The following is a 15,370-nucleotide window of genomic DNA, read 5'->3' as shown; positions in this document are numbered from 1 at the left end:
GGGCATCGGGACGTGGCGCAGCTTGGTAGCGCACTTGACTGGGGGTCAAGGGGTCGCAGGTTCAAATCCTGTCGTCCCGACTGGAGACAGTCGCAGGTCAGGGCCGGTTTCGGAGAAATCCGAAAACGGCCCTTGATCGTTTTTGGGGACCAGTCGGGGACCAAGTGGTGGTCCGGCGTCCTTGACCGGGTCAGCGGGTCATGACTATGGGGCTCGGGAGTGAGCGTGGTGCGCGCAGCGCGCTGAAGTGGGCCGAGAGTGCCGTTCCGGCCGCTGTGATCTTGTGGACGTCCGGGTGAAGGTAGCGCTGGGTGGTGGTCAGCGAACCGTGGCCGGCGATTCTGCGGAGGACGTGTACCGGCACCCCGGCGTCGGCGAACCGGGTCAGCGCGGTGTGACGGAGGTCGTGGCGGCGCAGATACTCGTAGCCGAGCTTGGTGACCACGTCGTCCCAGTGTGTGGCGTCGCGGAGGACGGCTGTGGAGATACGTCCGCCTCGTGGGCCCGTGAACAGGCGGGCGGCCGGATTGGGGCCGGCGGACAGGATGCGCTGGGCGACGAGGGGGCGGATCTCTTCGACAATGGGAACCTTGCGGGCCCGCTTGCCTTTGGTGCCCTTCTGCGCCCGATGAGTCGTGAACTTTAAGTGTAAGAGTATACGTGGCCGCCATGTCGGCGCAGTAGGAGAGGCAGACTGTTCCAGATACGAGTTTCAGGAGCCCATTTTTCAAGATATTACCCCACGTTTAGATATGTCGACGAGTGGAGGTTAGGTGTGATTTGCATGTGCGTCAAGTGGTAACAGTGTGCCTGATTATTTTCCCATTTTGAGTGGAGTTGAGCCGCGTGGATCGAGGATGCATCTATGTGTGCATTGCCTGTCTCGAGGATCTGCAGGATCTCAAACGACTATCCAAGGGGGACTTTGGGGCCTGGCGTCGCATGGTAATTAATGAAATGCCGGAGGACCGCATAGAACTGCTGCTGTCTCCTGCGCCTTGGTCTTTCATCCTGGGGTTTGTTGTTCAGGTTGCTGGGGTGAGGCGCCCACTATTGCTAATCAAAAATCCGATCCCTCCATACGCCCTTGCAGAAGTGCCGTCAGGGGCACTCGCTGGCCATTCCTGGGTCGCAACCCGCCAGGCGATCCTAAAGTACAATCCAGGACTCGACGGTTTTTTGACGATGCTTGAGGAGGGTGGGTTTTCTCCATTCGCAAAAGGAATCGCAAGAAGTGCTGAGCATTCGAGACGCCGTGAGAGCTCCTAAGCGTTGTCCCGTAAATGATCTACGTCGTGCTTGCTGACCTGCCCGTGCTTCGTCAGCCGGCGAGGGTGAGGTTGTGCAGGCGGGCGATGCCGAGCATGGCGTGGTGGACGCCGTCGCCTTTGAGGCGGCAGTCGCGGAGGATCTTCCAGGTCCTCATGCGGGCGAAGGCGTGCTCGACGCGGGCGCGGACCTTGCGGTGGGAGGTGTTGTGTTCCTCTTACCAGGCCGGGAGTTCGCTCTGGCCGGGTTCGTGTCGGTGCAGGATGACCAGGCCGGTGCCCCGGTAGCCGCCGTCCGCGATCACCGTGGTCTTCCCGACGGCTTCCTTGGCGCCGGACAGCTCCCACGCCTTGCAGTCGTTGCGGTTGCCGGGAAGCGGTCGGCCGACGGCGACGACGAGTCGGCTGTCGGCATCGATGACGACCTGGTGGTTGGTCGAGTACCGGTAGTTCTTCGACTGCTCGGCGACGGTGTGATCGCGGGTGGGGACCAGCGTGCCGTCCACGATCAGCGCGGTGTCCTTGCGGAACCGATTGCGCTGTTGCAGGGCGAGCGAGGGCCCGAGGTGGTCGATGATGCGGTCGGCCGCAGACTTGGACACCCCGAAGAGAGGTGCCAGCTGCCGCAGGGTCAGGTTCGTCCGCCAGTAGGCGGCGACCAGCAGTACGCGATCCTCCAGTGGCAGACTCCACGGCCGACCCTTGCGCACCGGATCTGCACCCTCGCGCCGGAGCGCGGTGATCAGCCTGCCGAACCGGCGCGGGCTCAGCCCGCTGAACGAGGCTATCCAGGAGGGCTGCGACGCCGTGATCACACCAGACACAGCAAGATCATCTCACCGCTGACCAGCAGTTACGGGACAGGTCTTGGACAGCTCCCACCACACCGGAGGTCTTCGCCATGTTCAAGGCCAGACCGGTGTCAACAACGCTCGTGATCAATACAGCTAGCGAGCCCTCAAGGGCGGCCTTCGTAGTCATGCGGTGGCGCCTCCCCCGGTGGTCACAGGGGTGGGGATTCGGCCGTGGGTGGCCACCGAGCCATCAGCGGCACTCCGACTACCGCCCCGTCAAGCCTGACAGCCCCGGCTACACCCCGAGCAGCACGCCTCAGGTCGCCAAGTACGGGGCCGGGCTCCTGAAACTCAGCGCCACCGTGACCATCCACCCGTACTGGGCCCAGCTCGGGGAGGGCGTGGTCGCGGCGCGGATGGCGCTCAAAGATGCTCACGAAAAACAGCCCGCTGGCGAGACAGGGTGAGCATCATGGCTGGGTCCAGCTCGATATCCGCGTTGGAGAAGTGGCGTGCTACGCGGGCACTGACAGTCCGCCGGTCAATCTGCCCTTCCCACCCTGCAGTGACCAGAGGTGCCGAAGTGATCCTCACCGCCAGGACAGCGATCCTGGGGACCAGTTGGGGACCACACGGTACGCGCAGTGGTGCACGATGCACGCTTCCATGCACAACACGTGCCCGAATTAAGTCTGCTATAGCCAGAAAATGTCCTTGCCCCTCACTCCTGGGGGTCAAGGGGTCGCAGGTTCAAATCCTGTCGTCCCGACTGGTAGCAGTCGTAGACCGAGGGCCGGTTCTGGAGGAATCCAGGACCGGCCCTCGATCGTTCACGGCCGGGTGCCGCGAACGGAACCGCCGGTCAGGCGTTCTGGACCTGCTGGGCGCGGTCGGCGACCACCGTGGCCAGCTGTTCGAATTCCGCGGTCCACTCCTGATCGGTGGAGAGCGCCGGCCCGTATTCGAGTCCGATGAGTACCGTGCCCACGCGGATCGCGGCACGGGCCGTCGTCTCGTCCATGGCGGCATCGTGCGTGGTCGCCGCGGTACGTTGATCGCCGAGTTCCGACAGGGGGAGCTCGTCCGCCCCGTCGGCGAGGGACGCCCGGCTCTCCTCGAAAGCCTTCGCGCTCGCCGCGGCGCTGGAGCAGGACCACACCTGGAAGGTGCTGCGGACCAGAGTTCCCGAGCTGTCGCGCCCGCAGGCGGAGACGAACTTCCCCTGGGCCACCGAGCACCCCGCCCTCTTGTTCTCGCCGGACTCGACGGACCCGTCTCTCTGCCAGTCGCCCGGCATGCTCGCGAGGTCCGGGACGACCCGCCTGAGCTCGTCGGCGTTCAGGGTGCGCACGGCGTTGCGGTCGCCGCCGCCCTGGGGCGACCCGGGGGAATCGTCGGGCAGGATCAGCTCCACTCCTCCGTAGACGGCCACCACGACCAAGGCGGCCAGCAGAGCGGCGACCAACGTGATGACGGCCCGCCCGGCCCGGGTGTTGTTGACCGTCAGCGGCCCCAGGGCGATGGAACTGTGCGCGACCCTGCTGCCGTTGATCATCAGGCTGCCCGTGGTGTGGGTCGAGGGGGCGCTCAGCTGCACCTGCAAGTGGCGCAGCAGTTCCGGGTCCGCCTCGATCTCCTCCTGGATCGCCGACCTGGCCGAGGCCAGTGCGGCGAGGTCGTCCGGGGCCCGGTCCAGCGTGCTCAGGGCCGTCCGGCCCCGTTCCGTCGCGGCCAGCCGTGCGCGCAGGGCGTCGGCGAGCGCGTTTCCCGCCCCCTGGCCGACGGCGCCCGCCGCCTCGGTCGCCGTGGCGGTCATGATCGCGACGACCATGGCCGCCAACGCGGATGTCTCCATGCGCTCCCCCCGGCTCCGGCGCCCGGCACCCCGCGAGGTGCCATGCCCGGTTCTCGTCGTCCCACGACGTGCGGCGTGGTGCGCCCCAATGTCACCCGTCCCCATGCGTCCTGTCTTTGGCGAGGAGCGCAGACCTTCGGCGCATTCAGCGCAGGCCGGCCCGGACCTCGCTCGGCGGGATCCCGTACGCCTTGCGGAAGGCCCGGCTGAAGTCGGCAGGGTGCCTGAAGCCGCGGCGCAGGGCGATCTCGCCGATCGAGAGGTGCAGCAGCCCGGGCTTGGCCAGGTCGGTGCGGCACCGTTCCAGCCGCCGGCGCAGGATGGTGGCGGCGACGGACTCCGGCTCGTCGCGGAAGAGATGGTGGAGGGTTCGTACGGACATGTGGTGGTGGGCGGCTACGGCCGCCGGCCCCAGGCACGGATCATCGAGGTGCTGTTCGATGAAGGCGTCGATCCGGGCCAGGAGCACCCTTCTGCGCGACTCGGCGGGCAGCGCGCTCCGGTCGTCGAGCCGCGCCGCGAAGAGGGACATGGCCAGGTCCACCGCGATGGTGCCGAGCCTCCCGAGTCCGGCGGGGCCCGCGGTACGGGCGGCCTCCGGCAAGGCGGTCAGATACGGGACCAGCAGCGCGCCGGAGGCGGTCCCGGTCGGCAGCGGCTCGGCCGCCAGGCGGTCGGCGCGGCTCCCGGACAGCGGGAGGAGCGCCAGCGGGAGACGCAGCAGGGTGATGCGGACGGATGCACCCGTGTCCACGAATGCGCAGGCCAGCGGCCTCGAACTGGAGAACAGGGACATCTCGCCCGGCCCGAGGCCGATGTCGTTGCGGCCCTGCTCCAGGCGGACCCCGCCCTGCCGTACCAGCACCAGGAAGCCGTCCTCGGGGTCCTCCCGGCGGATCTGCGCGGGGGAGCGCCGGGCCGTCAGGGGGGAGAAGCCGAAGGTCGCGAGCCGGCTGCGGGGGAGCTCCACGGACTCCGCCCGGCCCCGGAAATCGCCCGCGTGCGGACTGCGGATCGACACGGGCATGACCTCCCGGGCGACCATGTCGCTCCACCAGGCGAACCGGTCCGGCACCGCGATGTCGTCGGTGTGCACGGTCACGAACGGCCCCGTCGTCGCCACGGACTCTCCGGGCGCTCCCCTCAGGCTTGGCATGCAACGATGGTGCCCGCCAAGGAAGTTGAGCGGGTAGGCGGTGCCCAGCCATATCGTGGCGCCCTGCGGGCGGGAGCGCGCTCGCCCCGGGGCTAGGCTGCCGCCCATGAAGAAGCCACAGGCGTTTCTCTTCGATCTCGGCGGTGTCGTGTGCCGCTTCCACCGCGAGCGGCGGCTGGAACTCCTCGGCGAGGCGTGCGGGCTCTCCGCGCGGCGCGTCGAGTCGGAGCTCTACGCCTCCGGGCTCGTCCCGGCCTGGGACCGGGGACAGGGGAGCGCCGGCGACGTCGAGCGGGAGATCCGGCGGCGCCTCGGCTTCGCGGGTACGGCGGAGGAACTGCGCCGCATCTGGTGCCGGGCGTTCGAGCCCGACCCCGAGGTTCTCGCCGCGGTCGACCTCGTACGGGACCGGCCGACGGCCCTGTTCACGGACAACGACGCGTTGCTGCGCGCCGGGCTGTCCGCGTGGCTGCCCGAGGTGAACGACCGCTTCGACGTGCTCGCCTTCTCGTGCGCGCTCGGCGCGACCAAGCCCGCCGAGGAAGCCTTCGCGGGCGCGCTCGGGCTGCTCGGGGCCGCCCCCGGCGAGGCGTTCTTCGTGGACGACCGGGAGGCCAACGTCCGGGCGGCCCGCGAACTCGGGCTGACCGCCGTGGTCTTCGAGGGCGGCGCGGCGCTCCGGCGGACGCTGGAACAGCTGCTCGCCCGATGAGCGGGGAGGGCCGGGAAGGGCTCGCCGCTCACCACACCCCGTCGCGCCCGGCCGCCCCCTCCGTGGACTCGCGCAGCACCAGGCGGTGCGCCACCACCCGGTCCTGCGGGCGCTCCGCGACCGGGCCGTCCGCCTCGTCCGGGCGGCGCGTGGCCTCCTCGATCCGGCGCAGCAGCAGGTCCACCGCGACCCGGGCCACCGCCTCCTTGTCCGGGGCGACGGTGCTCAGGGACGGCACGCCGAAGCGGCCGCCCTCCACATCGTCGAAGCCGATCACCGCGACGTCCTCGGGCACCCGTGCCCCGTAACCGTGCAGGGCGCGCAGCGCCCCCAGCGCCAGCTGGTCGTTCAGGCAGAGCAGCGCGTCCGGCCGGACGCCGGAGGCCAGCACCCGGCGGACCGCGTCGGCGCCGTCGCTCATGTGGAACGCCTCCACCGGCAGCAGCGACGCCGGGTCGTACGGAAGGCCCGCCCCGGAGAGTGCGAGGCGGAAGCCGCGGGTGCGGGCCTGGGCCGTACCGACGCAGCCGTCCTCCCGGCCGCCGACGGTGAGGATGCGGCGGCGGCCCAGGGCGAGCAGGTGCTCGGTGGCCTCGCGGGCCGCGCGTTCGTTGTCGATCGCCACATGGTCCGCGCCCTCGTTGAGCAGTTCGCCGAGCAGGACGGTCGGCGGCGGTCCGGTGTGGGCGCGCAGGTCCTCCGGCGCGAGGGCGAGCGGGCTGAGGATGACGCCGTCCACGAAGTCCGACCCGAAACCGGCCAGGGCGGCCTTCTCGCGCTCGCGGTCGCCGCCCGACTGGTGGATCAGCACGGTCAGGGAGCGCTTTTCGGCCTCCCGGACGACGTGCCGGGCGAGCTCCGCGAAGTACGGGACATCGAGTTCGGGCACCACCAGGGCGATGATGCCGGTGCGTCCGCTGCGCAGATGACGGCCGGCGAGGTTGATGCGGTAGCCGAGGTGGTCGATGGCCTCCTGCACCACGCGCCGCGTCCGGTCGGACACGTGCACGTAGTCGTTGAGCACGTTGGACACCGTTTTCTCCGACACCCCCGCGTGCCGTGCGACGTCCTTGATCCTCGGTCGTGCCACCCGTGACTCCCCACCCTCGGTTCGCGCCGAGTCTATGCCGTGCCCCCGGCGGTCCGGACCGATGGGCGGCGTATCCGGCACTGGTGGTGGCCCAGCTCTTTACAGCCAATGTACATCGATGTAAAAACAGGTCACCGCTCCGGGAGACCGGTGCGGATCACCCCGATGTGCACGGGCGGCCGACGGCTGCCGTGCCGATGGCGCATGCCATCGGCCGGGCACGTCGTCCGGCCGTCGAAAGGTCAGTGATGAACTCTGCACCTCCCGCCCGAGGGCTGCCCGGACCCCGGGACCCCGGCCGCCAGCCCGCCATCGACCGCCGCGCACTGCTGCGTTACGGCACGGCCGGGGCGGCCGCGCTGCTGGCGGCGGGTTCGCTCACCGGCTGCGCCTCACCGGCCCGCGCGGGCGAGGCGTCCGCGCTGAAGGTCTGGGACCTCTTCCAGGGCGGCGACGGCATGCTCATGGACGAGATGATCGCCGCCGTCTCGAAGGGCTCCGACGGTTTCGACGTGGACCGGACGATTCTGGACTGGGGCCCGTCGTACTACACGAAACTCGCCATGTCGGCTGCGGGCGGCCGGGCCTCCGACGTCGCCGTGCTGCACCTGTCACGACTGGCCGGATACGCCCCCGGCGGTCTGCTCGACCCGCTCGACCTGGACCTCCTCGCCGGATTCGGCGTCAGCGAGAAGGACTTCGCGCCCGCCGTATGGAAGCGCGCCCAGCACCAGGGCACCGTCTACGCGGTCCCGCTGGACGTCCACCCCTTCATCGTCTTCTACGACAAGGACGTGGCCGACAAGGCCGGACTGCTCGACCCCTCCGGCCACCTGGCGCCGATGGGCTCGCCCGAGGCGTTCCTGGACGCCGGCAAGAAGCTGGCCGAGGTCACCGGCAAGTCCGGCGTGCTCTTCGGCCACGTCACCGACACCGCCCAGAGCTGGCGCCAGTTCGCCGCGCTGTACGCCCAGACCGGGGCCTCCTTCACGCTGCCCGACGGCGGGCCGCCGAAGATCGACATCGATGCCGCGGTGAAGGTCGTCGCCTTCATGAAGCAGCTCTTCGACGGGCGCACCAACCCCAACAACCTCGACTACAACGGCGCGATGGCCGCGTTCATGGACGGCCGCGGCGGCATGATCATGGCGGGGGAGTGGGAGCTGCCCACGTTCCGCAAGTCCGGCATCAAGCACCTGGGCGCGGCTCCCTTCCCGCAGGTCTTCGCGCGCCCGGCCGTCTACGCCGACTCGCACAGCTTCGTCCTGCCGCACCAGGACGACCCGGACCCCGCCCGCCGCCGCGAGGCCCACCGGTACATCGCCGAGATCGTGAAACAGAGCCTGACCTGGGCGAGTGCCGGCCACATCCCCGCGTATCTGCCGGTACAGGACCGCCCCGAGTACACGAAGCTCGACCCCCAGTCGTCCTACGCGGCCGCCGGCGAGATCGCGGTGCTCGACCCGCCGAACTGGTTCGCCGGAGCCGGCGGCAACTTCCAGAACCGCATGTGCCAGCCGCTCCAGTCGGCGCTGCTGGGCAACACCTCCGCCGAGAGCGCGGTACGGCAGATGGTCCGCGAGGCGGACACGCTGCTGCGCCAACCCAACCCGGTCGCCTGACGACAGCCGAAGGAGCCGCATCGTGACCACCACCGCGCCCGCCGGAGCGTCGGCGCCCCCGCAACCACCCTCCGCGACACCGGCCGCGCCCCGGCGCCGCCGCTCGCTGACCCGGGGCGGCGGGCTGTTCGTCCTGCCGTTCCTGGTCGTGTTCGCGCTCTTCCTGGTCTGGCCCGTCGTCCAGGGCCTCTGGATGAGCCTCACCGACGCCTCGCTCAGCCTGCGCGGCACCGAGTTCGTCGGATTCGCCAACTACACCGAGGCGTTCGGGGACCCGGACGTCTGGAGCAGCCTCGGCAACACCGTCTTCTTCACCGTCATCTCGTGCGTACCGCTCGTCCTGGTCGCACTCGGCATGGCGCTGCTCGTGCACAGCGGACTGGCCGGCCAATGGGTGTGGCGGCTCGCCTACTTCGCCCCGTACCTGCTGCCGGTCACCGTGGTCACCCTCATCTGGACGTGGCTCTACCAGCCCGACATCGGCCTCGGCAACCAGTTGCTGACCTCGCTGGGCATGGAGCCCGTCGGCTGGCTCTCCGACGAGTCGGTGGCGATGTGGTCGGTCGCCGCCCTCACCGTCTGGTGGACCGTCGGCTTCAACTTCCTGCTCTACCTGGCCGCCCTCCAGTCCCTGCCCACCACGTACGACGAGGCCGCCGCGCTCGACGGCGCGGGCGCCTGGCGGCGGCTCTGGTCGGTCACCCTGCCCCAGCTGCGCCACACCACCGTGCTGGTCGCGATGCTCCAAGTCCTCGCCTCGCTGAAGGTGTTCGACCAGATCTACATCCTCACCAAGGGCGGCCCCAACGGCTCGACCCGTCCGATCCTGGAGTACGTCTACGACGTCGGCTTCACCGGGTACCGGCTGGGCTACGCCTCCGCGATCAGCTACATCTTCTTCGCGATCGTCATCGTCGTCTCCGTCCTGCAACTCCGCTTCTTCCGTCAGGAGGGCTGACCGTGTCCGCCATCTCCACCCCCGTGCGCCGGCCGCGCCGGCCGCGCGAGGAGTCCGGCTCACCCTTGCTGCTCGGCCACGGACGGCTGCCCCGGGTGCTCGCCGGGACCGCGCTGACCGTGCTCGCCGTCGCCTGGCTGCTGCCCTTCGTGTGGGCGGTCGCCACCTCGCTCCAGAGCGAGCAGGACGTGATGAAGTCGGGCCTCTCGCCGTTCAAGGGGGCCTTCACGCTCTCCGCGTACCGGCAGATCCTGGAGCGGGGCAACGTACCGACCTGGGCGTTCAACAGCCTGCTCATCTCCGCCGTGGTCACCCTGCTCACCACGGCCTTCTCCACACTCGCCGCGTACGGCTTCTCGCGCGGCACCTTCCGCGGCCGCCGCACCCTGCTCGCGGTCACCGTCGCCGCGATCATGGTCCCGCCGCAGCTGCTGATCGTCCCGCTCTTCGAGCAGATGACGATGTTCCACCTGGTCGACACCTACGCGGCGGTGATCCTGCCGCAGGTGGTGGCGCCCATGATGGTCTTCATCCTGAAGCGCTTCTTCGACGCGATACCCCGCGAACTGGAGGACGCCGCCCGCATCGACGGCGCCTCCGAACTGCGGGTCTTCACGTCCATCGTGCTCCCGCTGTCCCGCCCGATCGTCGCAGCCGTCGCGATCTTCGTGTTCATCGGCGCGTGGAACAACTTCATGTGGCCGTTCATCGTCACCAACGACCCCGACCTCATGACACTCCCGGTCGGCCTCGCCACCGTCAAGGACGCCTACGGCATCCAGTACGCCCAGTCCATGGCGTCGGCCCTGCTGGCCGCGCTGCCGCTGATCGTGATGTTCCTGCTCTTCCAGCGGCGCATCGTCAACTCCGTCGCCACCACCGGCCTCGGCGGCGGCTGACCCCGTCGACTCTCCCTGCCCCGGCGCCTGCCTCCCGGCCGGCCGCCACCACGATCCACCTGGAGTACCTGTGCACACCCCCTCCGTCCCCCGTCCGGAGTACCCGCGCCCGCAGTTCGTACGGCGGGACTGGCTCAACCTCAACGGGACCTGGCAGTTCGAGACCGACCAGGGGGACAGCGGTCTCGAACGCGGGCTCCTGGAACGCGACCTTTCCGGTGAGATCCTCGTACCGTTCGCCCCCGAGTCCGAGCTCTCCGGCGTCGGCGACACCGACTTCCTGGAAGCCGTCTGGTACCGGCGGCGCTTCACCCCGCCCGCCGATTGGACCGGCCGCCGGGTGCTGCTGCACTTCGGCGCCGTCGACCACGACACCACCGTCTGGGTCGACGGCACCGAAGTCGTACGCCACCGGGGCGGGTTCACCCCCTTCACCGCCGACCTCGGCGACCTCGCCCCGGCCGGGCGCGAGGTGGAGATCACTGTCCGCGCCCGCGACCCGAAGTCCGGTCCGCAGGCCCGCGGCAAGCAGGCCGTCCAGTACGCCAACCACGACTGCAACTACACGCGTACGACCGGGATCTGGCAGACCGTCTGGGCCGAGCCGGTCCCCGACGCCCATCTCCGCCGCCCCCGCATCACCCCCGATCTGGCCGCCGGCGCCTTCCACCTCGAACTGCCCCTGTCCGCCAACCTTCCCGGCCACCGCGTCCGCGCCGTCCTCAGCGACGGCACCGGTGAGGTGTGCCGCGCCGAGGCCCGCGCCGACCTCGACCTGGCCCCCCGCCTGTACCTGGCCGTCCCGGAGGACCGGCGCCGCGAGTGGAGCCCCGAGGACCCCCACCTGTACGGGCTGCGCCTCGAACTCCTCGGACCCGACGGCGAGTCCGCCGACACCGTCGAGAGCTACGCGGGCCTGCGCTCCGTCTCGATCCGGGGCAGGACCGTCCTCCTCAACGGCCGCCCCCGCTTCCAGCGCCTTGTGCTCGACCAGGGCTGGTACCCGGACGGGCTGATGACCGCCCCCACCGACGAGGCCCTGATCCGTGACATCGAACTGGCCATGGAGGCCGGGTTCAACGGGGCCCGGCTGCACCAGAAGGTGTTCGAGGAGCGGTTCCTCCACCACGCCGACCGCCTCGGCTACCTGGTCTGGGGCGAGTTCGGCGACTGGGGTTGCGAGATCGGCGGCTCCTCCGGCGACAACCAGCGCCCCGACGCGTCCTTCGTCGCCCAGTGGCTCGAAGCCGTGGAGCGCGACTACTCCCACCCCTCGATCGTCGGCTGGTGCCCGCTCAACGAGACGTACCAGAAGCTCCATGACCGGATCACCCAGCTCGACGACGTGACCCGGGCGATGTTCCTCGCCACCAAGGCGCTGGACACCTCCCGCCCGGTGATCGACGCCTCCGGCTACTCCCACCGGGTCCTGGAGACCGACATCTACGACTCCCACACCTACGAGCAGGACCCGGCCGCCTTCCGGCAGCTGGTCTCCGGGCTCGCCAAGGGGGAGCCGTTCGTCAACGCGTACGAGAACGGCGCCGCGTACTCGCAGCCGTACCGGGGGCAGCCGTACTTCGTCAGCGAGTTCGGCGGGATCTGGTGGGACCCGGAGGCCGCCGCCGAGCAGTCGGGCAACGACCGTACGGTCTCCTGGGGTTACGGCGACCGGGTGCGCACCGAGGACGAGTTCCACGAGCGGTTCGCCGGTCTGACCGGTGCGCTGCTGGAGGACCCGGACATGTTCGGCTACTGCTACACCCAGCTGACCGACGTCTTCCAGGAGCAGAACGGCGTCTACCGGTTCGACCGGGGTACCAAGCTGGACATCGCCCGCATCCGGGACGCCCAGCTGCGGCCCGCCGCCATCGAGGAGACGGACGCCGGCTGACCGGCGACGGACCTGCGGATGCCCGCCCTCACCGGGGCGGGCATCCCCAGGTCTCAGATCCGTTCGAGCCGCCAGAGCTGCGGCTGCCGGCCGTTGCACGTCCACTGCTGGACGTTGGCCCCCGCCGTACGGGAGCCCTGCGAGACGTCCAGGCACTGCCCGGAGGACTTCACCACCAGGCGGTAGTAGCCCCGCCCGGCGTTCTGCGGCCGCCAGTCCTGGGCCGCCGCCGCGTTGCAGTACCACTGCCGGACGTTGGCCCCGGGGGTGGCGGAGCCGTTCTCGACGTCCAGGCAGTAGCCGCTGTTGACACCGGTGAGCGTGAAGGCGTCGCCGTGTGCGCGCAGCGTCCACGCCTGCGGGCCGAGGCCGTTGCACGTCCACTGCTGGACGTTGCCGCCGGCGGCCCGTGAGTCCGCGGCGACGTCCAGGCACTGGCCGCTGTTGGCGTTGACCAGCCGGTAGCGAGCCCCGTTCGCGATCCCGGCCGCGTCGCCGCTGCCGGTGAGCGGGCCGGTGGCCACGTACGGGCGGCAGACGTCGCCGTCCCAGTCCGTCGCGATCTCCAGCACGCTGCGGCCGTCCGCCGAGGGCAGCAGCGGCGAGCTGTAGTTCGGGCAGTAGGTGGCGGTCGGTGCCGCGACCTTCACCGGGGCCTCGATCTCGTACCACGGGCCGGTGCCGTTCTCCGTGTTGGCGAGGATGGTGCGCCCGCTGTCGGCGGCGGGGGTGCCGTCCCGGTTCAGGAGCTGCTGGCCGATCAGGAGGAGCCGGCCGTTCGCCCCACCGCCCGGCGCGGGCGCCCAGGCGATGGTGGGCGCGGCGCGGAAGTACTTGCCGTCCACGGTCTCCGGGCGGTAGCCGAGCGAGGCGGGGTCGCCCCAGTTCCAGCCGTCCGGGGAGGTCCGGTAGTGCACGACGCACTGGTACTGGCCGCCCGGATTGCAGATCTCGTAGCTCATGAAGTACGTGCCGTTCGGCAGCCGGCGCACCATGGGCATCCCCGGCCGGTCCGGCTCCCACGAACTGGTGACCGTGTTGCGGCGGTCCTGCCAGGTGACCCCGTCGTAACTGCGGGCGGCGGCGAGCTTCTGGTTGTGCGCGGGGTCCGTCTCGTCGGCGTAGTGGCAGACGAGCGCCCCGTCGGCGGCGACGGAGAACTCCGGTTCCCACAGCCCGCCCGTACCGTTCGCGGTGGCGCAGGTGGAGAGGTACGACCAGCTCCGGCCCACGTCGTTGCTCCGCCAGACGCGCAGCGCCATGCGCCGGTTCTGCTCGTCCGCGCCGGATGAGGCGGCCCACAGGAGGGTGCCGGGCGCCAACGAGCCGACCTGGCGCGGCAGTTCGAACCGAGTGGAGCAGCACAGTCCCTGTCCGCCCGACGACTCCGGGTCGGCCACGCTGCCCACCTGCCGGAAGGTGGCCCCGCCGTCGGTGCTCTCGTGTATGGCACCGATGCCGTTGTTGCCGTTGAAGGTGACGACGCTCGCCAGCACCCGGCCATTGGCGGCGCCGTTGTGCTCCAGCCGGATCGCCCGCGGATAGAGGCCGGTCCCGCCGCCGAGCGGGGTGCCGTTGGCGGCGGCGACGGCGGGCGCGGAGGGCGAGGCGACGGGCGCGGCCGACGCCGGGGCGAAGGACAGGCCGATGGCGGCGGCCAGGACGGGGGCGACAGCGCGGGCCGCCCAGCGGGCGAGGCGGCCGGTCGGTGCGGGGGAGGGGAGGGGCGCGGGTCTGGGGAGTCGGCGCAAGGAGAGCACAGGTGTCCTTCCTCGGGGCACGGAGGCGTGGGGGATGGCCGAGTGGGGCTCTGACGGCGAAACAGTAGGGCCGGATGTACATCGATGTAAACAGGGCGTGCGGCCACGGATCGCCGGGGGACGGATCGAAGCGGTCCGCCAGGGCGGTCTCGTTCTCCGGCGGGGCACCGGACGCCGATGTGCCCTACTCGACGGGGCCGAATGCCTGGACGGGCGCGATCGGCGACGATACAAGGGCGAAGATCAGGAGCGTCGGCCAACCGGCCCCCATCCGCCCCCGGAGGCACCCGCGCATGCGCATCGGACTCATCGGAACGGGCCGCATCGGCGCGTTCCACGCCGCGACCCTCGCCGCCCTGCCCGCCGTCGACCGCCTCGTCCTGCACGACGCCGTCGAGCAGCAGGCCCGTGAGCTGGCCGGGAAGCTGGGCGCCGACTGGGCGGGCGATCCGGACGCGCTGCTCGGCTCCGGCCTGGACGGTGTCGTGATCGCCGCCCCCACCGCCGTCCACGACACGCTCATCCGCGCGGCGGCCGCCGCCGGGGTGCCCGTCTTCTGCGAGAAGCCGGTCGCCGCCACCCTCGCCGCCACCCGCGCCCTGCTGGCCGGCACCGCCGGCTCCGGGGTGCCGCTCCAGGTCGGCTTCCAGCGCCGCTTCGACGCCGGGTACGCCGCCCTGCGGGACGCGGTCGCGGCAGGGGAGCTGGGCTGGCTGCACACCGTACGGGCGTGCACCGCCGATCCGGCGCCCCCGCCGGCCGGATACCTGCCGCTGTCCGGCGGCATCTTCCGGGACTGCGCCGTGCACGACTTCGACAGCGTCCGCTGGGTCACCGGTCGCGAGGTCGTGGAGGTCAGCGCCACCGGGGCCAACCGGGGCGACGGCTCCTTCGCGGCGGCCGGTGACGTCGACACCGCGGTCACCGTCCTCACGCTCGACGACGGCACCCTCGTCAGCTGTACGGCCACCCGCTACAACGGCGCCGGATACGACGCGCGCATGGAGCTCGCCGGCTCGCGGTCCACGCTGGCCACCGGGTACGGCGACCGCGCGCCCCTGCGGACCACCACCGACGGGCCGCCGTCCGGCACCGCTCCGTACGACGGGTTCCTGAGCCGCTTCCACGACGCGTACGTCGCCGAGATGGCGGCCTTCACCGAGGTCGCGGCCGGTCTCCGGCCCAGCCCCTGCACCGGTGTCGACGCCCTGGCCGCGCTGCTGATCGCGGAGGCCGCCGACCGCTCGCTCCGCACGGGGCGCCCGGCGCGCGTGGGGGAGTGACGGCGGGGTGCCGGGCCGGGGTGAGGCATCGAATGAACGTCTGGTTACCATATGAGCGCCGCCTAGCTCGAAAGATAAA

At 70.6% G+C, this 15,370-nt stretch carries 10 protein-coding genes, 1 tRNA gene and 2 pseudogenes; 7 read left to right on the top strand and 6 right to left on the bottom strand.

Annotated features, from left to right (window positions below; all coding sequences use genetic code 11):
• The first annotated feature begins 6 nt into the window (after positions 1–6).
• Positions 7–80: transfer RNA gene (locus ACN6LM_RS11975), tRNA-Pro, on the top strand.
• A 110-nt stretch (positions 81–190) separates the two neighbouring features.
• On the opposite strand, the pseudogene ACN6LM_RS11970 reads toward ACN6LM_RS11975, so the two are convergent.
• From ACN6LM_RS11970 to ACN6LM_RS11955, 4 genes and pseudogenes are all read right to left on the bottom strand, one after another.
• Positions 191–619 (bottom strand): annotated as a pseudogene (locus ACN6LM_RS11970) (tyrosine-type recombinase/integrase); the annotation flags it as partial.
• A gap of 702 nt (positions 620–1,321) precedes the next feature.
• Positions 1,322–2,092, bottom strand: a pseudogene (locus ACN6LM_RS11965) (transposase).
• An 832-nt stretch (positions 2,093–2,924) separates the two neighbouring features.
• The gene (locus ACN6LM_RS11960) at positions 2,925–3,917 is read right to left on the bottom strand and encodes a hypothetical protein (protein WP_445065308.1); all 993 of its coding nucleotides are present in this window, start codon (positions 3,915–3,917) and stop codon (positions 2,925–2,927) included.
• Positions 3,918–4,062: 145 nt separating this feature from the next.
• A complete protein-coding gene (locus ACN6LM_RS11955) occupies positions 4,063–5,073 on the bottom strand; it encodes an AraC-like ligand-binding domain-containing protein (RefSeq protein WP_445065307.1) in 1,011 nt (336 codons plus the stop codon).
• Positions 5,074–5,179: 106 nt separating this feature from the next.
• Here ACN6LM_RS11955 and ACN6LM_RS11950 point away from each other — a divergent pair, with 106 nt between their 5' ends.
• Positions 5,180–5,785 (top strand): HAD family hydrolase, encoded by a 606-nt coding sequence (locus ACN6LM_RS11950; protein WP_445065306.1) that lies wholly within the window; start codon positions 5,180–5,182, stop codon positions 5,783–5,785.
• A gap of 28 nt (positions 5,786–5,813) precedes the next feature.
• Here the strand turns inward: ACN6LM_RS11950 and ACN6LM_RS11945 are convergent, their stop codons facing one another.
• Positions 5,814–6,875: a LacI family DNA-binding transcriptional regulator gene (locus tag ACN6LM_RS11945; RefSeq protein WP_445065305.1), complete on the bottom strand. Its 1,062-nt coding sequence runs from the start codon at positions 6,873–6,875 to the stop codon at positions 5,814–5,816.
• A gap of 248 nt (positions 6,876–7,123) precedes the next feature.
• Here ACN6LM_RS11945 and ACN6LM_RS11940 point away from each other — a divergent pair, with 248 nt between their 5' ends.
• The 4 genes from ACN6LM_RS11940 to ACN6LM_RS11925 all read left to right on the top strand — a co-directional run bounded on the left by ACN6LM_RS11940 (position 7,124) and on the right by ACN6LM_RS11925 (position 12,248).
• On the top strand, positions 7,124–8,497 hold the full coding sequence (locus ACN6LM_RS11940; protein ID WP_445065304.1) for an extracellular solute-binding protein: 1,374 nt from the start codon (positions 7,124–7,126) through the stop codon (positions 8,495–8,497).
• 22 nt (positions 8,498–8,519) lie between these two features.
• The gene (locus ACN6LM_RS11935) at positions 8,520–9,455 is read left to right on the top strand and encodes a carbohydrate ABC transporter permease (protein ID WP_445065303.1); all 936 of its coding nucleotides are present in this window, start codon (positions 8,520–8,522) and stop codon (positions 9,453–9,455) included.
• Between the two features lie 2 nt (positions 9,456–9,457).
• Positions 9,458–10,354, top strand: a complete 897-nt coding sequence (locus ACN6LM_RS11930) for a carbohydrate ABC transporter permease (RefSeq protein ID WP_445065302.1) — start codon at positions 9,458–9,460, stop codon at positions 10,352–10,354.
• 70 nt (positions 10,355–10,424) lie between these two features.
• On the top strand, positions 10,425–12,248 hold the full coding sequence (locus ACN6LM_RS11925) for a glycoside hydrolase family 2 protein (protein WP_445065301.1): 1,824 nt from the start codon (positions 10,425–10,427) through the stop codon (positions 12,246–12,248).
• 53 nt (positions 12,249–12,301) lie between these two features.
• Here the strand turns inward: ACN6LM_RS11925 and ACN6LM_RS11920 are convergent, their stop codons facing one another.
• Positions 12,302–14,008 (bottom strand): RICIN domain-containing protein, encoded by a 1,707-nt coding sequence (locus ACN6LM_RS11920; protein WP_445065300.1) that lies wholly within the window; start codon positions 14,006–14,008, stop codon positions 12,302–12,304.
• Positions 14,009–14,301: 293 nt separating this feature from the next.
• On the opposite strand from ACN6LM_RS11920, the gene ACN6LM_RS11915 reads away from it, so the two are divergent.
• Positions 14,302–15,291 carry a Gfo/Idh/MocA family protein gene (locus ACN6LM_RS11915; RefSeq protein WP_445065299.1) on the top strand — a complete coding sequence of 330 codons (990 nt, stop codon included), beginning with the start codon at positions 14,302–14,304 and terminating at the stop codon, positions 15,289–15,291.
• Positions 15,292–15,370 lie beyond the last annotated feature (79 nt).

It is taken from the genome of Streptomyces sp. SAS_281 (assembly GCF_052542855.1).
This window is presented reverse-complemented; position numbering and strand designations above follow the sequence as displayed.

Coding starts and splice junctions, on each gene's coding strand:
- ACN6LM_RS11960 (WP_445065308.1), bottom strand. CDS start 3,917: ATGGAGACATCCGCGTTGGCGGCCATGGTCGTCGCGATCATGACCGCC.
- ACN6LM_RS11955 (WP_445065307.1), bottom strand. CDS start 5,073: ATGCCAAGCCTGAGGGGAGCGCCCGGAGAGTCCGTGGCGACGACGGGG.
- ACN6LM_RS11950 (WP_445065306.1), top strand. CDS start 5,180: ATGAAGAAGCCACAGGCGTTTCTCTTCGATCTCGGCGGTGTCGTGTGC.
- ACN6LM_RS11940 (WP_445065304.1), top strand. CDS start 7,124: ATGAACTCTGCACCTCCCGCCCGAGGGCTGCCCGGACCCCGGGACCCC.
- ACN6LM_RS11915 (WP_445065299.1), top strand. CDS start 14,302: ATGCGCATCGGACTCATCGGAACGGGCCGCATCGGCGCGTTCCACGCC.